This is a genomic window from Streptomyces sp. MB09-02B, from assembly GCF_033794485.1.
In the GTDB taxonomy this organism is placed as follows: domain Bacteria; phylum Actinomycetota; class Actinomycetes; order Streptomycetales; family Streptomycetaceae; genus Streptomyces.
The window spans coordinates 1-22615 of sequence record NZ_JARGEE010000117.1; the positions used below are offsets into that span (position 1 = coordinate 1).

The 22615-nt window shown below is 70.4% G+C and carries 19 protein-coding genes; 5 read left to right on the forward strand and 14 right to left on the reverse strand.

Translation table 11 applies throughout. The features are described from left to right. The first annotated feature begins 335 nt into the window (after positions 1–335). On the forward strand, positions 336–1346 hold the full coding sequence (locus tag P1P70_RS18320; protein ID WP_319238769.1) for a sigma-70 family RNA polymerase sigma factor: 1011 nt from the start codon (positions 336–338) through the stop codon (positions 1344–1346). Here P1P70_RS18320 and P1P70_RS18325 read toward each other — a convergent pair. The 14 genes from P1P70_RS18325 to P1P70_RS18390 form a co-directional block, all read right to left on the reverse strand. After that, the gene (locus P1P70_RS18325; RefSeq protein ID WP_319238771.1) at positions 1239–1625 is read right to left on the reverse strand and encodes an STAS domain-containing protein; all 387 of its coding nucleotides are present in this window, start codon (positions 1623–1625) and stop codon (positions 1239–1241) included. The two genes, P1P70_RS18320 and P1P70_RS18325, sit on opposite strands and share 108 nt — an antisense overlap. Before the next feature lie 32 nt (positions 1626–1657). Beyond that, positions 1658–2254, reverse strand: a complete 597-nt coding sequence (locus P1P70_RS18330) for a Uma2 family endonuclease (RefSeq protein ID WP_319238774.1) — start codon at positions 2252–2254, stop codon at positions 1658–1660. Positions 2255–2352: 98 nt separating this feature from the next. Further along, entirely contained in the window at positions 2353–3636 is a 1284-nt protein-coding gene (locus P1P70_RS18335) for a thymidine phosphorylase (RefSeq protein ID WP_319238819.1), read from the reverse strand. 78 nt (positions 3637–3714) lie between these two features. Then, the gene (locus tag P1P70_RS18340) at positions 3715–4122 is read right to left on the reverse strand and encodes a cytidine deaminase (protein ID WP_319238777.1); all 408 of its coding nucleotides are present in this window, start codon (positions 4120–4122) and stop codon (positions 3715–3717) included. After that, positions 4119–5393, reverse strand: coding sequence for an ABC transporter permease (locus P1P70_RS18345; protein WP_319238780.1), 1275 nt, complete (start codon positions 5391–5393; stop codon positions 4119–4121). Before P1P70_RS18345 ends, P1P70_RS18340 begins: the two co-directional genes overlap by 4 nt. Beyond that, entirely contained in the window at positions 5390–6526 is a 1137-nt protein-coding gene (locus P1P70_RS18350) for an ABC transporter permease (protein ID WP_319238783.1), read from the reverse strand. The genes P1P70_RS18345 and P1P70_RS18350 overlap by 4 nt, the downstream gene beginning before the upstream one ends. Beyond that, the gene (locus P1P70_RS18355; RefSeq protein WP_319238786.1) at positions 6526–8130 is read right to left on the reverse strand and encodes an ABC transporter ATP-binding protein; all 1605 of its coding nucleotides are present in this window, start codon (positions 8128–8130) and stop codon (positions 6526–6528) included. Before P1P70_RS18355 ends, P1P70_RS18350 begins: the two co-directional genes overlap by 1 nt. Before the next feature lie 285 nt (positions 8131–8415). Beyond that, positions 8416–9468 (reverse strand): BMP family ABC transporter substrate-binding protein, encoded by a 1053-nt coding sequence (locus tag P1P70_RS18360; RefSeq protein WP_319238789.1) that lies wholly within the window; start codon positions 9466–9468, stop codon positions 8416–8418. Between the two features lie 356 nt (positions 9469–9824). Then, complete coding sequence (locus P1P70_RS18365) at positions 9825–10883, reverse strand: BMP family ABC transporter substrate-binding protein (RefSeq protein ID WP_319238793.1); 1059 nt, start codon at positions 10881–10883, stop codon at positions 9825–9827. Between the two features lie 311 nt (positions 10884–11194). Then, positions 11195–12448 (reverse strand): amidohydrolase, encoded by a 1254-nt coding sequence (locus P1P70_RS18370; protein ID WP_319238822.1) that lies wholly within the window; start codon positions 12446–12448, stop codon positions 11195–11197. Between the two features lie 471 nt (positions 12449–12919). Continuing rightward, positions 12920–14026 carry a hypothetical protein gene (locus P1P70_RS18375; RefSeq protein WP_319238796.1) on the reverse strand — a complete coding sequence of 369 codons (1107 nt, stop codon included), beginning with the start codon at positions 14024–14026 and terminating at the stop codon, positions 12920–12922. A gap of 56 nt (positions 14027–14082) precedes the next feature. After that, entirely contained in the window at positions 14083–15021 is a 939-nt protein-coding gene (locus P1P70_RS18380) for an N-acetylneuraminate synthase family protein (protein WP_319238799.1), read from the reverse strand. Positions 15022–15036: 15 nt separating this feature from the next. Continuing rightward, entirely contained in the window at positions 15037–16515 is a 1479-nt protein-coding gene (locus tag P1P70_RS18385; protein WP_319238802.1) for an N-acylneuraminate cytidylyltransferase, read from the reverse strand. Between the two features lie 44 nt (positions 16516–16559). After that, on the reverse strand, positions 16560–17927 hold the full coding sequence (locus P1P70_RS18390; RefSeq protein ID WP_319238804.1) for a DUF6716 putative glycosyltransferase: 1368 nt from the start codon (positions 17925–17927) through the stop codon (positions 16560–16562). A gap of 198 nt (positions 17928–18125) precedes the next feature. Between P1P70_RS18390 and P1P70_RS18395 the strand changes: the two genes are divergently transcribed. From P1P70_RS18395 to P1P70_RS18410, 4 genes are all read left to right on the forward strand, one after another. Next, the gene (locus P1P70_RS18395) at positions 18126–19103 is read left to right on the forward strand and encodes a glycosyltransferase family 2 protein (protein ID WP_319238807.1); all 978 of its coding nucleotides are present in this window, start codon (positions 18126–18128) and stop codon (positions 19101–19103) included. Beyond that, entirely contained in the window at positions 19100–20434 is a 1335-nt protein-coding gene (locus P1P70_RS18400; protein WP_319238810.1) for an alpha-2,8-polysialyltransferase family protein, read from the forward strand. The genes P1P70_RS18395 and P1P70_RS18400 overlap by 4 nt, the downstream gene beginning before the upstream one ends. Then, positions 20431–21639, forward strand: a complete 1209-nt coding sequence (locus tag P1P70_RS18405; RefSeq protein WP_319238813.1) for an acyltransferase — start codon at positions 20431–20433, stop codon at positions 21637–21639. Before P1P70_RS18400 ends, P1P70_RS18405 begins: the two co-directional genes overlap by 4 nt. 177 nt (positions 21640–21816) lie before the next feature. Then, the coding region (locus tag P1P70_RS18410) for a class I SAM-dependent methyltransferase (RefSeq protein WP_319238816.1) at positions 21817–22615 on the forward strand (799 nt) is incomplete at its 3' end.

Here is a 22615-nt window from a genome sequence, read left to right on the forward strand (position 1 = left end):
CCGCCGCCCCTACCCGTCCCCAGGGGCTGCGCCCCTTCGACCCCTTTTCGCGCTCCGCGCGACGTGGGTGGGTATGCGCGGGCTCGGTGGGGGCTGGTCGCGCAGTTCCCCGCGCCCCTGGAAAGCAGGGGCTGCGCCCCGTGCTTTTCGCCCCGAAAGGGCCGCAGGCCTCTTTCAGGGGCGCGGGGAACTGCGCGACCAGCCCCCACCGGACCCGCGGACGACACACAGCCCCCTGACCTGCCCCTTCGTCTCTTCGGCAGGCCATTGTCAGTGGGCTGCGGTAGCTTCCGAGGTGTTGGTACGCGCAGGGATGGCACAGGGGTGGGTTGGCCATGGGTGACGGTACGGCGACAGTGACGGCGGAGCTTGATGTCCGGCTGGAGAAGCACCGGGTCGAGCTGACCGGGTACTGCTATCGGATGCTGGGGTCGTCCTTCGAGGCCGAGGACGCCGTGCAGGACACGATGATCCGGGCCTGGCGGAGCTACGAGAAGTTCGAGGGCCGGTCCTCCCTGCGGTCGTGGCTCTACCGCATCGCCACGAACGTCTGCCTCGACATGCTCACCGCGGGGAACAAGAGGGCACGGCCCATGGACCTCACCGACTCGACGCCGCTCGCACAGGCCGCCCTCTCCCCCCGCCCCGACAACACCTGGCTGGAGCCGGTGCCGGACGCCCGAGTGCTGCCGACCACCGACGACCCGGCGGAGGCCGCCGTGGCCAAGGAGTCCGTGCGGCTGGCGTTCGTCGCGGCCCTGCAGAAGCTGCCGTCGAAACAGCGGGCGGTGCTCATACTGCGCGAGGTGCTGGCGTGGAAGGCCAGCGAGGTCGCCGAGCTGCTCGACACCTCCGTCGCCTCGGTGAACAGCGCCCTCCAGCGGGCCCGCGCGACGCTCGCCGAGGGCGACGGGCGGGTCGCGGCGGCCGATGTCTCCGACCCCCTCGACGACGACCAGCAGAAGTTGCTGGAGCGCTATGTGGCCGCCTTCGAGGGGTACGACATGGCGGCGCTGACGGCCCTGCTGCACGAGGACGCGGTCATGACGATGCCGCCGTTCGACCTGTGGCTGACCGGCACGGGCGACATCACCGGGTTCATGACCACCCTCGGCGCGCCCTGCGCGGGATCGCACCTCGTGCCGGTCGCGGTCAACGGGCTGCCGGGCTTCGCCCAGTACAAACCGGACCCGGAGCAGGGTGGCTTCAGCGCGTGGGCCGTGCAGGTGCTGGAGATCTCAGAGGGCCGGATCGCCGGATTCCACTGCTTCCTCGACACCGCCCGCTGGTTCCCCCTCTTCGACCTGCCCCTCCACCTCGAAGGCAAGCCCGACCAGACCCAGTAGCGCGCGCAGCGCGGGGTCGGGGTCCCGCAGCCGGATCCGGCCGCCGGCCCGGCGGGCGGTGAGCTGCATCCGGGCCAGTACGTCGACGGCGGCCAGGCCCGGTGGGCCGATACCGGCGACATCGCAGACCACGATCCCGCCCCCGGTCTGCTGAAGTCGCGCGCGTACCTCGGCACAGAGCCGAGGCGTCGCGTCCCGGGTGACGGGGCCTGGCAGCACGAGTACGGCGGGTGTCGTCGCGTCCACGATCGGTAGACCGCGCGAGGTCACGCAATTCATCGGTGCGTGAGGACACCCCCGTACCGGCGGACCTACTTGGTGGGGAACACGCTCGTGTCCAGCGTGAGCGCGAAAGGCTCGGGGAGTTCGATCGGGTCGCCGAATTTGCCCGCGCGCAGCACTCGATAGACGTCGCCCTTCGGCTCACCGTAGAGCGTCACCGTCGGACCGCCCGGAGCCCAGCTGTCGATGAGCAGGTACAGCGGTACTCCTGCTTGTGCGTAGCCCGCCGCTTTCTTGATCCGGTCGTTGCTCGCGTTGGATTTCGAGGTGATCTCTACGACCAGTTCGGCGGCGGCTGCGGGGATGCAGTTGCCGTCTCCCTCGGCGTACAGGGCTTCCCTGGGCGCCACAGCGAGATCAGGAATGTAGAGACCGACACGAGACGGTACGGCCGCTCCCAGCGTCTGGTAGATCCCCCAGTCTTCAGGGATCTCCCGATAGAGATGACGCTGCACGCGGTCGGCAATGTCGTTGTGGGCGTTGGACGGCGGTGGTGCCACGGTGACGATCCCCTCGATGATCTCCACCCTGCAGCCCTCGGGGGCGTCCGTCTCCTGCCAGATTCGGACGAGGTCGTCCCACTCGTGGCCGCTGGCCGTCGTGTGGTCGACAGTGAGTGCGCTCATGGCGGTTCTCTCCCATCGGTGCGTCACCGACTACAGCATGCCGAACGGGACCGGCGCCGGTCCACCGATCCCGTTCACCCGAATGGGAAAGACGCAGGTCAGGCGATTCGTTCCAGCACCACCGGCGACGCCGCGAACTCCGTGCCCGGCGCCCCGATGTCGTACGAGCCCTCCACGGCCTGCAGGGCGTACTCGAAGCGCTCCGGGGTGTCCGTGTGGAGCGTGAGGAGGGGCTGGCCCTCGGTGACCGTGTCGCCGGGCTTGGCGTGCAGCTCGACACCGGCGGCGGCCTGGACCGGGTCCTCCTTGCGGGCGCGTCCGGCGCCGAGGCGCCAGGCGGCGATGCCGATGTCGTACGCGTCCAGGCGGGTCAGGACCCCGGACGCGGTCGCCTTCACCACGTGCTGCTCGCGCGAGGTCGGCAGCGGGGCGTCCGGGTCGCCGCCCTGGGCGGCGATCATGCGGCGCCAGGCGTCCATCGCCGAACCGTCGGCCAGCGCCTTCGCCGGGTCGGCGTCCTTCACCCCGGCCGCGTCGAGCATCTCGCGGGCGAGGGCGATCGTGAGCTCCACGACGTCCGCCGGGCCGCCGCCCGCCAGGACCTCGACCGACTCGCGGACTTCGAGGGCGTTGCCGGCGGTGAGGCCGAGCGGGGTCGACATGTCCGTGAGGAGGGCGACCGTCTTCACACCGTGGTCGGTGCCGAGGCCCACCATCGTCGACGCCAGTTCCCTCGCGTCCTCGATGGTCTTCATGAAGGCTCCCGTGCCCACCTTCACGTCCAGGACGAGGGAGCCCGTGCCCTCGGCGATCTTCTTCGACATGATCGAGGAGGCGATCAGGGGGATGGCCTCGACCGTGCCCGTGACGTCGCGGAGGGCGTAGAGCTTCTTGTCCGCCGGGGCCAGGCCGTCGCCCGCCGCGCAGATGACCGCGCCGACCTCGTCCAGGACGTTCAGCATCTCCTCGTTGGACAGCAGGGCGCGCCAGCCGGGGATGGACTCCAGCTTGTCCAGGGTGCCGCCGGTGTGGCCGAGGCCCCGCCCGGAGAGCTGGGGTACGGCCGCGCCGCAGGCCGCCACCAGCGGGGCCAGGGGCAGCGTGATCTTGTCGCCGACGCCGCCCGTGGAGTGCTTGTCCGCGGTGGGGCGGGACAGGGACGAGAAGTCCATGCGCTCGCCGGAGGCGATCATCGCGGCCGTCCAGCGGGCGATCTCGCGGCGGTCCATGCCGTTGAGGAGGATCGCCATGTTGAGGGCGGCCATCTGGTAGTCGGCGACCTCGCCACGGGTGTAGGCGTCGATGACCCAGTCGATCTGCGCGTCGCTGAGCTCGCCGCGGTCCCGCTTGGTGCGGATGACGGAGATGGCGTCCATCGACAGAGACGTCATGGCTGTCCTTCCAGAGTCTGGGAAGTGTGCGGCCCCTCCGACCGTTCGTCAGGAGGGGCCGCACGGGAGTCACTTGGTGAGATGGCCCGGGCCGAAGGCCTGAGGCAGCATCTCCGAGAGGGGGACGATCCCCGCCGGGGTCTCCAGCAGGAGGCCGGGGCCGCCGAACTCGTAGAGCAGCTGTCGGCAGCGACCGCAGGGCACGAGGATCTCGCCCTTGCCGTCGACGCAGGTGAAGTGCGTCAGCCGGCCGCCGCCCGTGCGCTGCAGCTCCGAGACCAGTCCGCACTCGGCGCACAGGCCGAGGCCGTACGAGGCGTTCTCGACGTTGCAGCCGGAGACCGTGCGGCCGTCGTCGACGCGGGCGGCCACGCCCACCGGGTAGCCCGAGTACGGGGCGTACGCGTGGGACATGGCGTCCCGTGCGACCGCGCGCAGCTCGTCCCAGTCGGCCTCGGCCGGTGCGCCGGCGGTCACTTGCCCTGGCCCTTCCGGTACGGCAGTCCGTCCGCCTTGGGCATCCGCAGGCGTTGTGCGGAGAGCGCGAGGACGATCAGGGTGATGACGTACGGCGTGGCGGCGACGACCTGGTTCGGGACCTCGTTGGTGGTCGCGTACCAGGTGAAGACCAGGGCGCCGACGACGAAGGTGATCGCGGCGGCGACGTACTTCTTGCGCACGGCCTGCCAGATCGCGCCGATGACCAGCAGGAGGGCACCGAGCAGGAGCAGGGCGTGGACGTTCTCGGAGCCGCCGCGCAGGTTGAGGCTGTCGGTGTAGCCGAAGAGGCCGGCGCCGAGGGCGAGGCCGCCCGGCATCCAGTTGCCGAAGATCATCGCGGCGAGACCGATGAAGCCGCGGCCGCTGGTCTGGCCCTCCAGGTAGAAGGGGTTGGCGACGATGGAGAGGAAGGCTCCGCCGAGGCCGGCCAGCCCGCCGGAGATGATCACGGCGAGGTACTTGTACTTGTAGACGTTGACGCCGAGGGACTCGGCGGCGATCGGGTTCTCACCGCAGGAGCGCAGGCGCAGACCGAAGGCGGAGCGCCACAGGATCCACCAGGTGGCGGGGATCAGGGCGACGGCGACGAGGGTCAGCCAGGAGACGTTGGTGACCAGACCGCCGAGCAGGCCGGCGAGGTCGGAGACGAAGAACCAGCCCTTGGAGTTGAGTTCGGTCAACGCGTCCGACAGTCCCGGGATGGTGAAGTCACCGATGGACTCCACCGGCGGGGACTGCTTGGCCGAGCCGCCCTGGTGGCCCTCGAAGGCGAGGGGGGCCAGGTAGCGGGTGGCGCCGAGGGCGAGGATGTTGATGGCCACACCGGAGACGATGTGGTTGACGTTGAAGGTGACGGTGACGAAGGCGTGCAGCAGACCGCCGATCGCACCCCCGGCGATGCCGACCAGGACGCCGGTCCACGGGCCGTACTGGAAGCCGGCCCAGGCACCGAACCAGGTGCCGAGGATCATCATGCCTTCGAGGCCGATGTTGACGACGCCCGCGCGCTCGGCCCACAGACCGCCGAGACCGGCGAGGCCGATCGGGACGGCCAGTTCCAGCGCGGTGGACATCTGGCTGACGTTGGTGATGCCGTCGGCGCCGGTGATGATGCGCACGATCGAGGTGAGTGCCAGGACGCCGGCGATGACCAGCAGCAGCACGGGCAGCGACATCTTGCGCCCGGTGGGGGCGGTCGGCTCCAGCGAGGGCTGGTTGAGGTCGGTCGCGGTGGTGCTCGTGGTCATCGGCCCGACACCTCCTTCTTGACGTTGTTGTTGTCGGAGGCGTCCGCGCCGAGGACATGACCCGCGGCGAGCTCGGCGCCGACCCGGCGCTGCTGCCGGCGCAGGCCCCACTCGCGGACGGTCTCGTAGGAGACGACGACCGAGAGCACGATCAGGCCCTGCATGATGACCGCGATCTCCTTGTCGTAGCCGTGGAAGTCCAGCTCCGGGGAGGCCTTGTCGAGCCACGCCCACAGCAGGGCGGCGAAGGCGATGCCGACGGGGCCGTTACGGCCGAGGAGGGCGATGCCGATACCGAGGAAGCCGATACCGGTGGGGAAGTTGAGGCTGTAGGTGTGGGTGTCGCCGAGCAGGATCGGCAGGCCCGCGAGGCCCGCGACACCGCCGGAGATCAGCATGGCGGTGAGGACCATGCGCTTGGGGTCGACACCGCTGGCGGCGGCGGCCGACTCCGAGGCGCCGGAGGCGCGCAGGTCGAAGCCGAAGCGGGTGCGGTTGATGACGATCCAGTAGCCGACGCCGAGGAGGACGGCGAGGAGGACCAGGCCGTAGATCTCGCCGGCTTTGCCCATGTCGATGCCGGGCACCCAGCCCGACTCGGCCATCTCGCCGGTGGTGTTGTTGTTGCCGACCTTGACGCCGAAGACGTTCGGCAGCCAGAGGTAGCCGATGACGGAGGTGGCGATCGCGTTCAGCATGATCGAGGCGACGACCTCGCTGACGCCCCGGGTGACCTTGAGGACACCGACGATGCCGGCCCAGAAGGCGCCGGTGAAGATCGCGGTGAGCATCAGCAGCGGGATCTGGAGGGCGGCCGGCAGGTCCATGTGGGCGCCGACGATCGCGGTGATCATGGCGCCGAGCAGGTACTGGCCGTCGACACCGATGTTGAAGAGGTTCATCCGGAAGCCGATGGCCACCGCGAGGGCCGCGATGTAGTACAGCGAGGCCTGGTTGATGATCCGGACCTGGATGTCGGAGAACGAGGCCTGCTCGAACATGATCGAGAACGGCTCGACCGGGTTCTTGCCGGACGCCAGCAGCACGATCGCGGTCAGCGCGAAGGCCACGGCGAGCGCGAGGACCGGGCCGGCGACGGCGAGGAGCACCCGCTCCTTGTCGAACTTCTTCATCAGTTGGCCTCGTCTTCCGGAGACTCGCCGGCCTCGGGGGCCTTGCGCAGGTCGGGAGTCTCGGGGGTCTCTGCCCGCGTCTCGGGGGTCTCTTCGTGTTCGAGGTGGCCGGTGGCGGCGCCGGTCATGGCCGAGCCCAGCTCCTCGGGGGTGATGGTGGCCGGGTCGGCGTCGGCGACCAGCTTGCCGTTGTAGATCACCCGGAGGGTGTCGGACAGGCCGATCAGCTCGTCGAGGTCGGCGGAGATGAGCAGCACGGCCAGGCCCTCGCGGCGGGCCTCGCGGATCTGGTCCCAGATCTGGGCCTGCGCGCCGACGTCCACACCGCGGGTGGGGTGGGCGGCGATCAGGAAGCGCGGCTTGTGGCTCATCTCGCGGCCGACGATCAGCTTCTGCTGGTTGCCGCCGGAGAGGGAGGCGGCGGTGACGTCGATGCCGGGGGTGCGGACGTCGTACTCGGCGACGATCCGGCGGGTGTCCTCCTGGGCGGCCTTCGGGTCGAGCCAGACGCCCTTGGCGTTGGGCCGCTCGGTCACATGGCCGAGGATACGGTTCTCCCAGAGGGGGGCCTCCAGGAGCAGACCGTGCCGGTGGCGGTCCTCGGGGATGTAACCGACGCCCTGCTCGCGGCGCTTGCGGGTGGCCCAGGTGGTGATGTCCTCCTCGGCCAGCGCGATCGTGCCGGAGTCGGCGGACTTCAGGCCGATGAGGGCGTCGACCAGCTCGGTCTGGCCGTTGCCCTCGACACCGGCGAGGCCCAGGACCTCGCCCGCGTGGATGGTGAAGCTGATGTCGTCGAGCAGGGCCTTGCCGCCGACGGCCTCCAGGCGGAGGTCCTTGACGGTGAGGACGGGGCGGTCGGTGACCGTGGACTCGGCCGTCTCGGGGGTGGGCAGCTCGCTGCCGACCATCAGCTCGGCGAGCTGGCGCGGGGTGGTCTCGGCGGGGACGGCCGTGCCGACGGTCGTGCCGCGCCGGATGACGGTGATGTCGTCGGCGACGGACAGCACCTCGCCCAGCTTGTGCGAGATGAAGATGACCGCGAGGCCCTGCGCCTTGAGTTCGCGCAGGTTGGCGAAGAGGGAGTCGACCTCCTGCGGCACCAGGACGGCGGTCGGCTCGTCCAGGATCAGGGTGCGGGCGCCCCGGTAGAGGACCTTGAGGATCTCCACGCGCTGGCGCTCGGCGACGCCCAGTTCCTCGACCAGGACGTCGGGGCGGACCCCGAAGCCGTACCGCTCGGAGATCTCCTTGATCTTGCGGCGGGCCTTGGCGCCGATGCCGTGCAGCTTCTCGCTGCCGAGGACCACGTTCTCCAGGACCGTGAGGTTGTCGGCGAGCATGAAGTGCTGGTGCACCATGCCGATGCCGCGCGCGATGGCGTCGGCGGGGGACGAGAACGAGACCTGCTCGCCGTCGACCGCGATGGTGCCCTCGTCCGGCTTCTGCATGCCGTAGAGGATCTTCATCAGGGTCGACTTGCCGGCGCCGTTCTCCCCGACGAGGGCGTGGACGGTGCCCTTGCGGACGGTCAGGTGGATGTCGTGGTTGGCCACGACGCCGGGGAATCGCTTGGTGATCCCGGCGAGTTCGACGGCGGTCACCGAGTCGTTGACCGCCGCGTCGGCCGGAGGGCTGCTGGACGCGTTGATGGCGCACTCTCCTGGGAAAGGGGGGTCGTCTACGCGCGTAGCGCCCCTACGGCATCGAAAATGGGCGGCGACGCACCGGGACAACGGGGTACAGGGAGCGATACTCCCCGTGCCCCGTTGAGCGGACGTAACCCCGCGGTTACCGGTGACTTCGGGAGGGCCTCGGTGATGTCCGAGACTCCCCCGCGGTCGCCCGGCTGCTCGTGCTGTGGCTGGGTCGGTCGGGCTCGACCTCGATCAGCTGGTCTTGACCTTGATCTCGCCGCTGATGATCTTCTCCTTGGCCGTGGCGATGGCCTCCTGGAGCTCGCTGTCGCTCTTGAACTTCGGGTTGGAGTCGGCGAGGCCGACCTCGCCGGTCTTCAGATCGCCCCTGACGATACCGGTCGCGGGCTTGCCGTCCTCGACCGACTTCGCCAGGTTGTACACCGCCTTGGCGACGTCCTTCGTCGCCGAGGTCAGGATGGAGTCCTTGTACTTCGCGAGGGCTTCCTGCGCGTACTGGTCGGAGTCGACGCCGATCGCCCAGATCTTGTTCGCGGTGGCGGCCTCGATCACGCCCTGACCGGACAGACCGGCCGCCGCGTACACGACGTCGGCCTTCTTCTCGATCTGGCCCTCGGCGGCGGTCTTGCCCTTGTCGGGGCTGGAGAAGCCGCCCTCCTCGGCCGTCTGGGTGAGGTACTGGGTGAGCACCTTGGCCTTGGGGTTGGTGTCCTTGACGCCCTGCTCGAAGCCCGCCTGGAACTTGTGGATCAGCGGGATGTCGACGCCGCCGACGAAGCCGACGACGTCGGTCTTCGTGCTCTTCGCGGCGGCGACGCCCGCGAGGTACGAGGCCTGCTCCTCGGAGAAGACCAGGTCCGCGACGTTGTCCAGCTGGACCGTGGAGTCGTCGACGATGCCGAAGGTGGTGTCCGGGTACTGCTCGGCGGCGGCCTTCACGGCCGTCGCGTAGGCGTAGCCGACGCCGACGACCGGGTTGTAGCCCTGCTTCGCCAGGGAGACGAGGCGCTGCTCCTTGTCGGCGTCCGTCTCGCCCTCGGTCGGCTCGATGTCCTGCGTCTTGTACCCGAACTCCTTCTTCGCCTGCTCCAGGCCCGCGTAGGCCGCGTCGTTGAAGGACTGGTCGCCCTTGCCGCCGACGTCGTACGCGATGGCGAGGCCCATGTCGCCCTTGGAGTCGGCGGACGACGAGGCGTCCGTCGACGTACCGCCGCAGGCGGAGAGGACGAGGGCGAGGGAGGCGGTCGCTGCGCCCGCGACCGCGAGACGGGAAACCCGGCGCATGTGTGGTGCTCCTGTCGTACAGCGCCGGAGGGTACTGGTCAGTAGTGCTGCACAGCGTCGGCGCCTATGTGGCTTTCGCCGCAGAGTAACGCGCGTAGACCCTTCGGGTGAAGCCTGGTGGACCACGTTGTTATGGGGCCGTGTTGCAAGGGTGTCCGGGGGTTGGGGGGCGCGTGGTGGGGGGTGGAATCGGTCGGGTCGCGCGTGCGGGTGCGTTGTGGCTGGTCGCGCCCACGCGGCGGAGCCGCGTATCGATGCAGGCCCGCGCCCCTGAAGTACCCGGGGGCACAAGTGAGCGGGGTGGGTGTACACGTACACCCACCCCGCCTGTCAGCACACTCGCAGAGGCGTGACCGTTACTCGGTCTTCACCTTGATCGTGCCGTCGATGATTTCCTTCTTGGCCTTGGCGACCGCGTCCGTGAGGCCGGCGATCTCGGCCATCTTCGGGTTGGAGTCGGCGAGGCCCACGCCGTCGACCTTCAGGTCGAAGGTCTGGACGCCCTTGAGGGGCTTGTCGTCCTCGACGGACTTGGCGAGGGCGTAGACCGCGCCGCCGACGTCCTTGAGGGCGGAGGTGAGGATGAAGTCCTTGTACTTCGCGAGGGCACCCTGCTTGTACTGGTCGGAGTCGACACCGATCGCCCAGACCTTGGCCGTGGCGGCGGCCTCGATGACACCCTGGCCGGAGAGGCCGGCGGCCGCGTAGAGCACGTCGGCGTTCTTCTCGATCTGGCCCTCGGCGGCGGCCTTGCCCTTGTCGGGGCTGGAGAAGCCGCCCTCCTCGGCCGTCTGGGTCAGGTACTGCGAGACGACCTTGACCTTGCCGCCGCTGGTGTCCTCGACGCCCTGCTTGTAGCCGGCCTCGAACTTGTGGATGAGCGGGATGTCCACGCCGCCCACGAAGCCCACGGTGTTCGTCTTGGTGGCCTTGGCGGCCGCGACACCGGCGAGGTACGAGGCCTCCTGCTCGGCGAAGACGAGGGACGCGACGTTGTCGCCCTCGACGACCGAGTCCACGATGCCGAAGGTGGTGTCCGGGAACTGCTTGGACGCGGCCTCCATCGCGGGGCCGTAGGCGAAGCCGACACCGATGACCGGGTTGTAGCCCTGCTTGGCCAGGGACTCCAGACGCTGCTGCTTGTCGGCGTCCGTCTCGCCCTCGGTGGGCTCGATGTCCTCGGTCTGGTAACCGAACTCCTTCTGAGCCTTCTCCAGGCCCGCGTACGCGGCGTCGTTGAAGGACTGGTCGCCCTTGCCGCCGATGTCGTACGCGATCGCGAGGCCCTTTTCGCCCTTGCTGGTCTCGCCGCCGTTGCCGCTGCTCTCGCTGCTGGTACCACCGCAGGCCGTGGCGGCGAGCGCCAGCGACGCGACCCCCACCGCGACGCGGGTCAGTTTGGAAATCCGACGCATCTTGAAGTTCCCCATCTTCTCCAAAGCCCCGCGACCGGGTGCTCAGTTCGGCGCACATTAACGCGCGTAGACACTCCTGGGAACGGGGTTTCGACCGGCCGTTATCCATTCGTGCCGGTGGCCGTTACGCCCTCGTGAACCAGGGGACCGAAAGGGATGTCTCGGGCGCCGCGCCTTCGCCGTCCCTCGCGATCCGTGTACCTGGGGTGACCTCAGCGTGAAGGCGCGCGGTCCGTACGGGGCTCGTACGGACACGCGCACCAGGCTGCCGCGAGGGTGGGCGGGGCGCAAGCCGGGACAGGCCGGAGGGGTCAGCGGCCGGCGGCGTCGAGGACGCGCATGCGGGCGTCGAGGAGGGCGGCGGCGGTGAAGAGCTCGACGCCCACGGTGATGGCGTGCTCGTCGGCGTCGAAGTCGCCCTGGTGGAGGTCGCGGACGGTGAGGTCGCCCGGACGGCGGACACCCAGGCGGGCCATGGCGCCCGGGACGTGCTCCAGGTACCAGGAGAAGTCCTCGCCGCCGAGGCTCTGCTCGGTGTCCTCGACGGACTTCACACCGCGGCGGGCGACCATCGAGTCGTGCAGCAGCTCGGTGACGACGGGGTCGTTGACGACCGGCGGGACGCCCCGGATGTAGTTGATCTCGGGCTTGGCGCGGTGCATGACCGCGACCTCCTGGACCGCCTCGTGGATCAGGTCGGGGGCCTGCCGCCAGGCGTTGATGTCCAGGCAGCGGACGGTGCCGGAGAGCTCGGCGTGCTGCGGGATGACGTTCGGCGCGTGGCCCGACTCGATGCGGCCCCAGGTCACGACGAGCCCGGCGCGGGCGTCGAAGCGGCGGGCGACCAGCGCGGGCACGTCGGTGACGACCCGGGCGGCGGCGGTGACGAGGTCGGTGGTGAGGTGCGGGCGCGCGGTGTGGCCGCCCGGACCGTCCAGGGAGAGCTCCAGCCGGTCGCAGGCCGAGGTGATGGGGCCGTGACGCAGGCCGATGCGGCCCGCGTCGACGCGGGGGTCGCAGTGGACGGCGATGATCCGGCCGACGCCTTCGAGCGAGCCGGTCCTGATCACGTCCGCGGCGCCGCCGGGCAGCACCTCCTCGGCGGGCTGGAAGATCAGCCGGACGGGGCGGGGCAGCTCCCCCTTGCGGTGCAGGTCGGCGAGGACGAGGCCGGCGCCGAGGACGACGGTGGTGTGCACGTCGTGGCCGCAGGCGTGGGCGCGGTCCGGGACGGTGGAGCGGTAGTCGCAGTCCACCTTGGTGTCCGGGATGGGGAGGGCGTCGATGTCGGCGCGCAGCGCGAGCGCGGAGTGGTCGGCGCCGCTCCAGTCGCCGATGTCACAGATGAGTCCGGTTCCACTGTCGAGCACACGCGGCCTGAGCCCTGCCTTCTCCAGGCGGGCCTTGATCGCGGCGGTCGTACGGAACTCCTGGTTGCCGAGCTCCGGGTGCATGTGCAAGTCGCGGCGGAACGCGACGAGTTCGGCACGCAGGGCTTCCGGCAACGTGCCGGGGAGCGACGCTTCGGCTTCCCCTGGCAGATCGGCCTCGGACTCTCGGGACATCAGTTGGTTCACCCTCTGAAGGGTAGGGCGATCGGGCGGCCTTCTAACCCTCGATCAACAAAAAATCAGCCTGTGAGGGGAAGTTTTCCGGCCGCACAACGCATACGTATTGGCAGGGATGGGTATACCCGTCCGTCTTTCGGTGCGGGTGGCCCTCGGAGACGGGAGCGCCGGGTTTGCCCGCGAATCCCATCGTCTAAACGTCCGGGGGTGCCCGGACGATTCCCACACTCCACCCTTACCACGTATCCGCCGTCCCACGGTGGCGGAAGCGTCACCACCGCGCGACCGGTCGGCTACGTCGTGTGTTCGGCCAGGTGGCCGGAGCGCTGCCGCGACCGGGTGGGACGGGGGTGGTGGCCTGCGGTTGTGCGGGCGCGCGGGTGTGATCGCGACCAGAAGATCGACCGGGTGGCGTACGCGTGCCGAGGGTGACGGGGATCACGGCCCCGGCGGGGCCGTGCCGGCCCGTCAGGCCGAGGCCACCGACGACAGCCGGTGGACGTCCCGGGCCGTGCCCGTGACGCCGGACAGGAAGCCCTGGGCGCGGGGGGAGGCGTTCTCGGTGAGCCAGCCGGGGTCGATGTCGCAGACGGCGACGCGCACGTCCGTCCCGGCCAGGGCCAGGGGCAGGGTGTGGACGACCGTCGAGGGGAAGCTCAGGATCGTCCGGCCGATGGGGCCGCGGCGCGCGATGAGCTCCAGCGGAAGGTCGGGGCGGACGATCTCCAGGCCGGTCTCCGCGGCGAGGGTGTGGAGTTTCTCGGCGCTCTCGCGGCGGTGGGCGAAGTAGCGGGTGGCGCCGTGGGCCTTCGCGAGGGAGCGGACGGCTTCGAGGTAGCGGTCGCCGTCCACGACTCCGGTCTCCACGAGGGAGGTGCCCACGAGGTCGGCGCCCTTGGTGATGCGGGGCGGGCCGAAGCGGGAGCGCGTCCAGGCGAAGGTGTTGGCCGTGACGGAGACGCCCTCGGGGGTCTCGTCGATCGGCATGGAGGAGAAGACCTCGACACGTCGGCCGGCGGTCGGGGTGAGGCGCCTGCGGGCCTTGGCGGAGACCGGGGCGAAGATCAGGTCGCGGGGGCCGGGGCGGCCGCCCTTGCGGTGCCAGCGCACGAGGCGTTCGCCGCGGGCCAGCTGGGAGACGAACTCCATGGTCGCGGTGCCGTCGTCGACGACGACCACGTCCGGTGCCCGGGTGATGGTCAGCAGCAGCTGGACGTACCGGGAGAAGGGGTCGCCCAGGACGATGCGGGGCGCGGCGCGCAGCAGCGGGGCGAGGCCGCCGACGGTGCGGAAGGGGGCGGCGGTGCCGCCGCGCGCCTCCTCCCAGCGCACGTCGTGGCCCTCGTCCCGGGCCAGCTCCGCCATGCGGCGCAGCTGGCCCCGGGTCATGGGGTCGTTGGGCGAGAGGACCACCACGGTGAGCCCCGCGCCACCGGAACCGAAGGGCCCCGCACCGGGGTCCTCGGGGGTGCCGAGGGCGTGGGTGTGCGCCCACTCCAGCACGTTCAGGAGCTGTACCGGGCTCTCGACGAAGGCGAGGGTGTGGGGGCCGGCGGTTCCGGTGCGGGGGCTCATCGACGTATGTCCGTCGCTTCCGTGAGTACGGATCTACTGGGGGCCGGGGCCGTGGGTCAGACGCCGACCGGCTCGCCCGCCGCCACCGCGATCTCCGCCTCGGCGACGACGCCGGTGACACGGCGCAGCTTCTTCATGGGGCCGAGCTCGGACTCGTAGACCTTCTTGACGCCGTCGCCGAGGGAGGCCTCGATGGTGCGGATGTCGCGGACCAGGCGGCTCAGGCCCTGGGGCTCGACGGAGGCGGCCTGGTCGGAGCCCCACATGGCGCGGTCGAGGGTGATGTGGCGCTCGACGAAGGTGGCGCCGAGGGCGACGGCGGCGAGCGTGGTCTGCAGGCCCGTCTCGTGGCCGGAGTAGCCGATCGGGACGTTCGGGTACTCGGCCTGGAGGGTGTTGATGACGCGGAGGTTCAGCTCCTCCGCCTTGGCCGGGTACGTCGAGGTGGCGTGGCAGAGCAGGATGTTGTCGCTGCCGAGGACCTCGACCGCGTGGCGGATCTGCTTGGGGGTCGACATGCCGGTGGAGAGGATGACCGTGCGGTGGGTGCCGCGCAGGGCGCGCAGCAGCTCGTCGTCGGTCAGCGAGGCGGAGGCCACCTTGTGGGCGGGGACGTCGAACTTCTCCAGGAAGGCGACGGCCTCGGTGTCCCACGGGGAGGCGAACCAGTCGATGCCCTTCTCCTTGGAGTACTCGTCGATCTGGCGGTACTCGTCCTCACCGAACTCCACACGGTGGCGGTAGTCGATGTAGGTCATGCGGCCCCAGGGGGTGTCACGCTCGATGTCCCACTGGTCGCGGGGGGTGCAGATCTCGGGGGTGCGCTTCTGGAACTTGACGGCGTCGCAGCCGGCCTCGGCGGCGGCGTCGATCAGCTTGAAGGCGTTCTCCAGCTCACCGTTGTGGTTGATGCCGATCTCACCGACGACGTAGACGGGGTGACCCGGGCCGGCGGTCTTCGAACCGAACGTGCGCAGACGGGAGTTGGTGCTCATGGTGGGACCAGTTCCTTACTTGTCGAGGGGGTCGAGAGAGTCGAGAGAGGGACCGAGGATCCAGCCGGCGATCTCCCGGATCGCGCCTTCACCGCCGGGGACGGTGGTGACCGCGCGTGCGGCGCCGCGTACGACGTCGTGGGCGCTGCCGACCGCCACGGGCCAGCCCACGAGGGCGAAGCACGGGAGGTCGTTGACGTCGTTGCCGACGTAGAGCACGCGCTCCGGCGCGATGCCCTGCTCCTCGCACCACTGCTTCAGCGCGAGGTCTTTCCGGTCGATGCCGTGCAGGACCGGGAGCTTGAGCTTCCGGGCTCGTGCGGCGACGACCGGGTTCTGTTCCGTGGACAGGATCAGCATCTTCAGGCCGCTCCTGCGGAGGGCCGCGATGCCGAGTCCGTCGCCGCGGTGCACGGAGACGAACTCCCGTCCGTCGGAGTCGATCAGCACCCGGTCGTCGGTCTGGGTGCCGTCGAAGTCGAGGACTACGGCGTCGATGTCGTCGTAGGTGGGGAGGGCGCCGGGCCGGTTGGCGTCGAAGAGCGGCGCGAGGGCCTGGGCGCGGGCGAGGTCGTGCGGGTCGTCGATCTCCAGGACCCGGGCGGGGTCGGTGCGGACGGGTTCCGTACGGCCGAAGAAGCGGTGCTGGTGCTTGCGCAGTCCGGCCGCGTCCATGGCGTAGGCGGCACCGGTCTCCAGCAGGTCCTGGGGGCGGTCCTGGCGGCGGGGGCGGAAGGACTTGTCGTGGTTGACGCCGTAGCCGCCGGCGGTGAGGCCGGGGGTGGCGCGGACGTCGTCGGGCAGGGCGCCCGGGGCTCCGGTGAGCCCGGTCGCCGGGCACGAGGCGCCGGGACCGGCGGGCCTGTCGACCCCTGCGGGTTCGCCGTGTGCGGTCGCCGAGCCGGGCGCCGCCGAGCCGAGCGGTGCCGAGCCGAGCGGTGCCGCCCCGGGGACGCCGTACGGCTCGCCGTTCACGTCGTAGGTCTCGGCGTTCACCTCACCGCCGGTGAACTCGTCCGCCGTGTCGCGCCAGATGAAACCGTGGAACGGGGCGACGGTCAGGGCCGTGTCGGCGCCGTGCTCGACGACGGCGCGGGCCACGCCGTCGATGTCCTCGCGGAGGATGAACGGGCTGGTGCACTGGACGAGGAGGACGACGTCGACCGTGGCGCCGTGGCGGGACTCGTGGGCGTCCAGGGCGTGCAGGACGGCTGCCTCGGAGGTGGCGGTGTCGCCGGCGATGGCGGCGGGGCGCAGAACGACCTCGGCACCGGACTCCCGGGCGGCGGCGGCGATGGCGTGGTCGTCGGTGGAGACGACGACGTCCGTCACCAGGCGGGCGGCGAGGCACTCGCGGACCGCGCGGGCCACCAGCGGGACGCCGCCGACGGGGGCGAGGTTCTTCGCGGGGACGCCCTTGGAGCCGCCGCGCGCGGGGATCACGGCGAGGACGCGGCGGGCGGAAGGCGCTTGGCCCGCTTCCGGGTGGGACATGTCTGGGACTCCTTGCGGCTCTTGCGAGGCGGAGGGACGGCGGCTCACAGCTCACCCATCCGGCGGATGACGGGCGCCACGCGCTGCACTCCGTGGCGGTAGGCGCCGCGGGCCGCGCGGCGCACGATCTGCCGTACGGGGCCGGCCTGCCGGTCGGCGGCGGGCGCCCCGGGCAGCGGTGTGCCGTCGGGGCCGAGGTGGTGGCGGGCGAGGATGCCGGGGAGGTAGCCGGGCGCGGTGACGGGCGTGTAGTACGGCGCGAGGGGCGGCAGTTCGGGCGCCGCGACCAGCTTCGCGACGCGGGTGCGGGCCGTGTCGAAGGCGGTGCCGTACGAGCCTCCCCCAGACTTCGTCCGGGAGGTGCCCCCAGTCACGACGCCCTGGCGGGCGACCCACTCGGGGTCCGGCGCGGGCTCGTACCCGGCGTCCAGCTGGTCCCAGGAGGCGAGGCAGCCGGAGCCCACGAAGTGGTGGTTGCCGAGGGTCTCGCGGATCCCGAGGTCGGTGAGGACGACGGTGGGGATCCGGCGGTGCAGCGACTCCAGGGCGGCCGTGGAGCTGACGGTGACCAGCAGGTCGGTGGTGTCGAGGACCTCGCCCATGTTCCCGTACGCGAGGCGGAAGTTGGCCGGCAGACCGCCGGGCAGCTTCTCCGCCAGCTTCTGGTAGGGCAGCTCCTCGATGTGCGTGGTGTGCTCGCCGGGCTTGGAGCGGAGCTTCAGGAGCACCTGGCGGTCCGGGTGCAGCCTCGCGTGCTGGACCAGGCGGTTCAGCAGGTAGGTGCGGTCCCTGCGGTTGTCCGGGACGGACGGCTGTACGGCGAAGACGACCGTGTAGGGCCTGCGCCCTTCCTCCGCGGACGGGTCCTCGGTGCCGGCGTAGGGCCTGCCGCCCAGGAAGGGCAGCGCGACCTCGGTGACCGAGGAGGCGTCGGCGCCCACACCCTCGTACACGGCGCGGAACCGGTCCGCGTCCTGGCGGGAGTTGGCGAGGACGAGGTCCGCGCCGTGCCGCAGCAGCAGACCGTCGGCGAGCTTCTCGTAGACGACACCGACGTACCCGGTGACGACCACGGGCCGCTTCGTCCGCCCGTCCCAGACCCGGCGCAGGCCGTGCAGCATCGCCTGGACGCCCCCGCCGACCAGGGAGAGCAGGACGATGTCGTACGCGGCCTCCTTCATGGCGCGCAGGAATTCGAGGCCGGTCACCTCGCGCAGGGCGGCAGGGCGGACCCCGACCTCCTGGAGCTGGCGGGCGGTGGGGGTCGCCCGGCCGCGCAGGAGGAAGCCGTCCAGGCGGATGTCCGCGTCCTCGGGAGCGAGACGGCTCGCGGTGAGCGCGCCCCATTTCCACCGGGTGTCGGAATCCGCGAGTACGGCGACTCGCAGGCTGTTCGTAGCACTTGCTGGCACATCGAAGACGCTAGGAAGCGATTTTGTTGATCGGCCCAACCCGAATGCAACAAAGGGTTAACAGCACATCGCCGAACAGCGAATCGGGAAGCGAATGACACCGGAAATCATCTGGTTCACGGTTCCGCCACGCGTCGTTCACCTGGCATCAAGCGGCTGGTCAAGACGAATGCCGGAGGGCCGCCTAACGTCACGGGGGTGGTCAAGCTCTCCGTCATCGTGCCGTTCTACAACGTGCAGCAATACGCGCCCGACACCCTGAAGAGCCTCGGAGCCAACGCTCGTGAGGACTTCGAATTCATTCTCGTCGACGACTGTTCCCGCGACGAGACACCGGACATTCTCGCGCGCGCGGAGCGCGAGCTGCCGGGGGCGGTGTACGTCAGACACGAGAAGAACGGAGGACTGGCGACCGCGCGCAACACGGGCATCGACAAGGCCCGCGGCGAGTACCTCACGTTCCTCGACGGGGACGACTGGCTCGCCCCCGGCTACTACCCCCGACTGCTCGGCGCCATCGAGGAGTTGGGCTGCGACTTCGTGCGCACGGACCATGTCCAGTGCACCGGGCGGGCCCGCTCGGTGCACCGGGTGCCCAACGGGCGGCGGGACGTGGTGATGAACCCGCGCGACGCGATCCTGCCCGCCGACCGCTCGACCTCCGTCGACTACGCGTTCGCCTGGGCGGGCATCTACCACCGCCGACTGGTCGACAAGGGCGTGCTGCACTTCACCCACGGGCTGCGCACCGCCGAGGACCGGCCGTGGATCTGGAAGCTCCACCGGGAGGCCGAATCCTTCGCCACGGTGGGGCTGCTGGGCGTCTTCTACCGGCGCGGTGTGGCTTCTTCGCTGACCCAGATCGGCGACGTACGACAGCTCGATTTCATTCGCGCATTCGACCAGGTCATCGCGGAGACCGCGCGGGACCGGGACGCGGAGCGACTTCTTCCCAAGGCCGTGCGCACCTATTGCGCGATCATCTCCCACCATTTGGGATCCATCGAGAGGTTCGAGCCGGCGGTGGCACGGAAACTGAAGTCGATGAGCGCGGTGGCGCTGCGCGGAATGCCGCAGGACGTGCTCGACGAGGCCCTCGACTCCATGGATGTCCAGCGCGCCGGCCGACTGCGCCGGCTGCGCCGCCGTCCCGCCGCCACGGGGGTCGCCGCATGACCACGCAGATCTTCATGGCGTCCACGCTGTACGGCGCGGCCACGCTGGCCGCGGCCCTGGACACCGAGTGCTTCCGCCCCGCCTCCCGGCGCATCCTGCTGGTCTCCAACAACGCGGCGACCCCGGAGACGGCCCCCGGCCCGGACGAGATGCCCGGCTTCGAGCGGCTGCGCTCCCGCTTCGACGAGGTGATCTCCTGGAACGAGACCATCTCCCCCTTCCACCCCGGCGGTTGGTCCCCGCGCATGGACGACGTCCCGCTGTGGGAGCGGCATCTGCGGCTGCTGTGGAACCTGGGTGACGACGACGTCGAACTGGCCGTGGAGTCCATCCAGGTCCACCCGGCCCTCGGCTTCGCCCAGATCTTCACCGGCGCGCCCGTGACCGTGTACGCCGACGGTCTGATGAGCTACGGGCCCACCCGCAACAAGATCGACCCGCTGGTGGGGACGAGGATCGACCGGCTTCTCCACCTGGACCTCGTCCCGGGGCTCAAGCCGCTGCTGCTCACCGAGTTCGGGGTCGAGGCGGAGATCGTGCCGACGGACGCCTTCGTGAAGGTGCTGGCCGAACTCGTGGGCACGGGCGACGAGTTGCCCGCGACCGAGGAGCCCGCGCTGCTGCTCGGCCAGTACCTCTCCGCGCTCGGCATCCTCACCGTCGAGGAGGAGGAGGCCCTCCACGTGCGGATGCTGAAGGGGGCTGTCGCGCTCGGGCACTCCAAGGTCGTGTTCAAGCCGCACCCCAGTGCCCCGGCCCGCTGGTCGCGCGGTCTGGAGAAGGAGGCGGAGCGGCTCGGCGCCGACCTGACCGTGGTGGACACGCCGGTGCTCGCCGAGGTGCTCTACCAGCGGATGCGGCCGGCCCTGGTCGTCGGCTGCTTCTCGACGGCCCTGCTCACCGCCTCCGCGCTGTACGGCCTCCCTGTCGCCCGCGTCGGCACGGGCACGCTGCTGGATCGGCTCGCCCCGTACGAGAACAGCAACCGGGTGCCCGTCACGATCGTGGACGCGCTGCTGCCGGAGCTGGGGGACGCGGCGGCGGTCGCCTCGCAGCGGCCGGGCATCGAGGTGTCCGACCTCGACAGCCTGGTGCGGGCGGTGGGGTTCGCGATGCAGTCGAAGATCTATCCGTCGCTGCGGGCGGAGACCGAGGCGTATCTGACGCGGCATCTGAGCACGCACACCCTGCGGTACTTCAAGCGGCGGCGGCTGACCTCGCTGGGGTTGCCCGGTGGGATTCCGGTGCAGCTCTCGTTCATTCCGCGTAACGCGACCGTGCGGAGAGTCGCTCGGCGGGCCCGGTCGCTCAAGCGGGCGACACTGGGATGAGCTCAGCAGTGAGTTCTCCAGCCAAGACCGATGATCCTGTCGAGTCTCGAGTGCGGGTGGGTGGGGGCTGGTCGCGCCCCGCGGCGGAGCCGCACATCGATGCAGCCCCGCGCCCCTTCGGGGGCGCTGCAGCGGGCGACCGTCGCTCGGCGCCCCGGCTCTACGCGCTCGACGGGCTGCGCCTCATAGCCGCTCTCGCCGTCGCCGCCTATCACTACGGCGGGCGGGACGGGGAGATCGCGAAGGCCTGGGGGGCCTCGCCCGCCGTGCAGTTCCCCACCGCCCACAGCTGGCTCGCCTACGGCTGGGCCGGGGTCCAGGCCTTCTTCGTGATCAGCGGGTTCGTGATCTGCGCCAGCGCCTGGGGCCGTTCGGTGCAGGCGTTCTTCGCCTCCCGGGCGTCCCGGCTGCTGCCGGCGTACTGGGCGGCGGTGATCCTGGTGGCGGCGGTGTTCGCGCTGCCGGGGATCGCCTTCGCGCGGGTGTCGGTCAGTGAGTTCCTGGCGAACCTCACGATGCTGCAGATGCCGCTCGGCGCGGACCGCGTCCTCGGCGTGTGCTGGACGTTGTGGGCGGAGGTCCGCTTCTACGTCCTGTTCGCGTTGTGCGTGGTGCTGCCCGGGGTGACCCGCAGACGGGTGATCTGGTTCTGCGGCGGCTGGACCCTGGCCTCGGTGCTCGCGCAGGGAGCGAAGGAGCCGCTGCTGGACATGGTCCTGATGCCGGAGTACGCGTCCTTGTTCATCGGGGGCATGGGCCTCTATCTGGTGCACCGCGACCGCCGGGACACCGCTGCCTGGCTGATCGTGGTCTTCAGTCTGCTGCTGAGTCAGTACCAGACGGTCCAGGCGATGTGGCACGCCCCGAACCCCGACTACTTCTCCTATCGCTCCCAGCTCGGCATCGTCCTCGCCGTCACCGTCGGCTTCGTGGCCGTGGGCGCCGTGGCCCTGGGCCTGCTCAACCGCGTCAACTGGCCCTGGCTGACCACCGCGGGGGCGCTGACGTACCCCTTCTACCTCGTGCACGAGCACCTGGGCTGGCCGGTGGTGCAGACACTGCACCAGAGGCTGGGCGTTCCGTCGTTGCTGACCGTCGTGCTCACCGTGGCGTTGATGCTGGGGCTCGCCTGGCTGCTGCACCGGTGGGTCGAACGTCCGTTGCAGCCGCTGCTGCGGGCGTCGCTCGGTGGACGCCGCCGCTGAACGGCCCCGGAACCTGGAATTGGCCCACTGTTCATGCGACGCGAGGATTCGAAAACCGCTCCGCGGAGAGGCTCCGCAGCATCCTTGACCGGGCCAGAGGCATCTCATAGGTTCCTGGCCCGTTCGCCTGTTCGCCTCGTCGACGCAAGAAGGTCTTCCGTCCTCATGACCTCTGAAATGACCTCTGAACACGGCACGATCCGACTCCCCCGGGAACTCGACGACGTTCCCGGCTGGTTCCCGGTGCTCGACCAACTGCTCTTCGACTGGTTCCTGAACCGGCAGGAGGCCGCGGGCACGAGGGGCGACCTCCTGGAGGTCGGCGTCTACATGGGCAAGAGCGCCATCTTCCTCGGCCGCCACCTCCAGGAGGGCGAGGCCTACACGGTCTGCGACCTCTTCGAGAGCGACGCACCGGACGACGCCAACGCGGCGGAGGCCACCAAGTCGTACCGCAGCACGCTCACCCGTCGGGCCTTCGAGGCGAACTACCTCTCCTTCCACGACGAGCTGCCCCGGGTCCTCCAGGGCCCCAGCTCGATCGTCCCGGGGGAGGTGAAACCGCGCTCCTGCCGGTTCGTGCACATCGACGCCTCGCACCTGTACGAGCACGTCGAGGCCGACATCACCGCCGCGCGGGACCTACTCCTCCCCGGCGGACTGGTCGTCCTCGACGACTTCCGCTCGGAGCACACACCGGGCGTCTCCATCGCCGCCTGGGAGGCCGTCCTCAACAGGGGCCTCAACCCCGTCTGCCTCAGCACGCAGAAGCTGTACGGCACCTGGGACGACCCCGAGCCCCTCCAGGAGGCCCTGCTCGCCATGGTCGCGGACCGGGACGACTGTCACCTCAGCAAGCAGCAGGCCGCCGGGCACCGCATCCTGCGCCTCAAGTCCAAGGGCATGAAGGCCCCGGCCTTCCCGAAGTCCCGCCACTGGACCGAGCCCGCGCCGCCGGCCCCCCCCCCGGGGGCTT

Bases quoted from the DNA above. Each gene is read 5' to 3' on its own strand.
- P1P70_RS18320 (WP_319238769.1), top strand. From the start codon at position 336: ATGGGTGACGGTACGGCGACAGTGACGGCGGAGCTTGATGTCCGGCTG.
- P1P70_RS18325 (WP_319238771.1), bottom strand. From the start codon at position 1,625: ATGAATTGCGTGACCTCGCGCGGTCTACCGATCGTGGACGCGACGACA.
- P1P70_RS18330 (WP_319238774.1), bottom strand. From the start codon at position 2,254: ATGAGCGCACTCACTGTCGACCACACGACGGCCAGCGGCCACGAGTGG.
- P1P70_RS18345 (WP_319238780.1), bottom strand. From the start codon at position 5,393: ATGACCACGAGCACCACCGCGACCGACCTCAACCAGCCCTCGCTGGAG.
- P1P70_RS18350 (WP_319238783.1), bottom strand. From the start codon at position 6,526: ATGAAGAAGTTCGACAAGGAGCGGGTGCTCCTCGCCGTCGCCGGCCCG.
- P1P70_RS18360 (WP_319238789.1), bottom strand. From the start codon at position 9,468: ATGCGCCGGGTTTCCCGTCTCGCGGTCGCGGGCGCAGCGACCGCCTCC.
- P1P70_RS18365 (WP_319238793.1), bottom strand. From the start codon at position 10,883: ATGCGTCGGATTTCCAAACTGACCCGCGTCGCGGTGGGGGTCGCGTCG.
- P1P70_RS18370 (WP_319238822.1), bottom strand. From the start codon at position 12,448: ATGTCCCGAGAGTCCGAGGCCGATCTGCCAGGGGAAGCCGAAGCGTCG.
- P1P70_RS18375 (WP_319238796.1), bottom strand. From the start codon at position 14,026: ATGAGCCCCCGCACCGGAACCGCCGGCCCCCACACCCTCGCCTTCGTC.
- P1P70_RS18380 (WP_319238799.1), bottom strand. From the start codon at position 15,021: ATGAGCACCAACTCCCGTCTGCGCACGTTCGGTTCGAAGACCGCCGGC.
- P1P70_RS18385 (WP_319238802.1), bottom strand. From the start codon at position 16,515: ATGTCCCACCCGGAAGCGGGCCAAGCGCCTTCCGCCCGCCGCGTCCTC.
- P1P70_RS18400 (WP_319238810.1), top strand. From the start codon at position 19,100: ATGACCACGCAGATCTTCATGGCGTCCACGCTGTACGGCGCGGCCACG.
- P1P70_RS18405 (WP_319238813.1), top strand. From the start codon at position 20,431: ATGAGCTCAGCAGTGAGTTCTCCAGCCAAGACCGATGATCCTGTCGAG.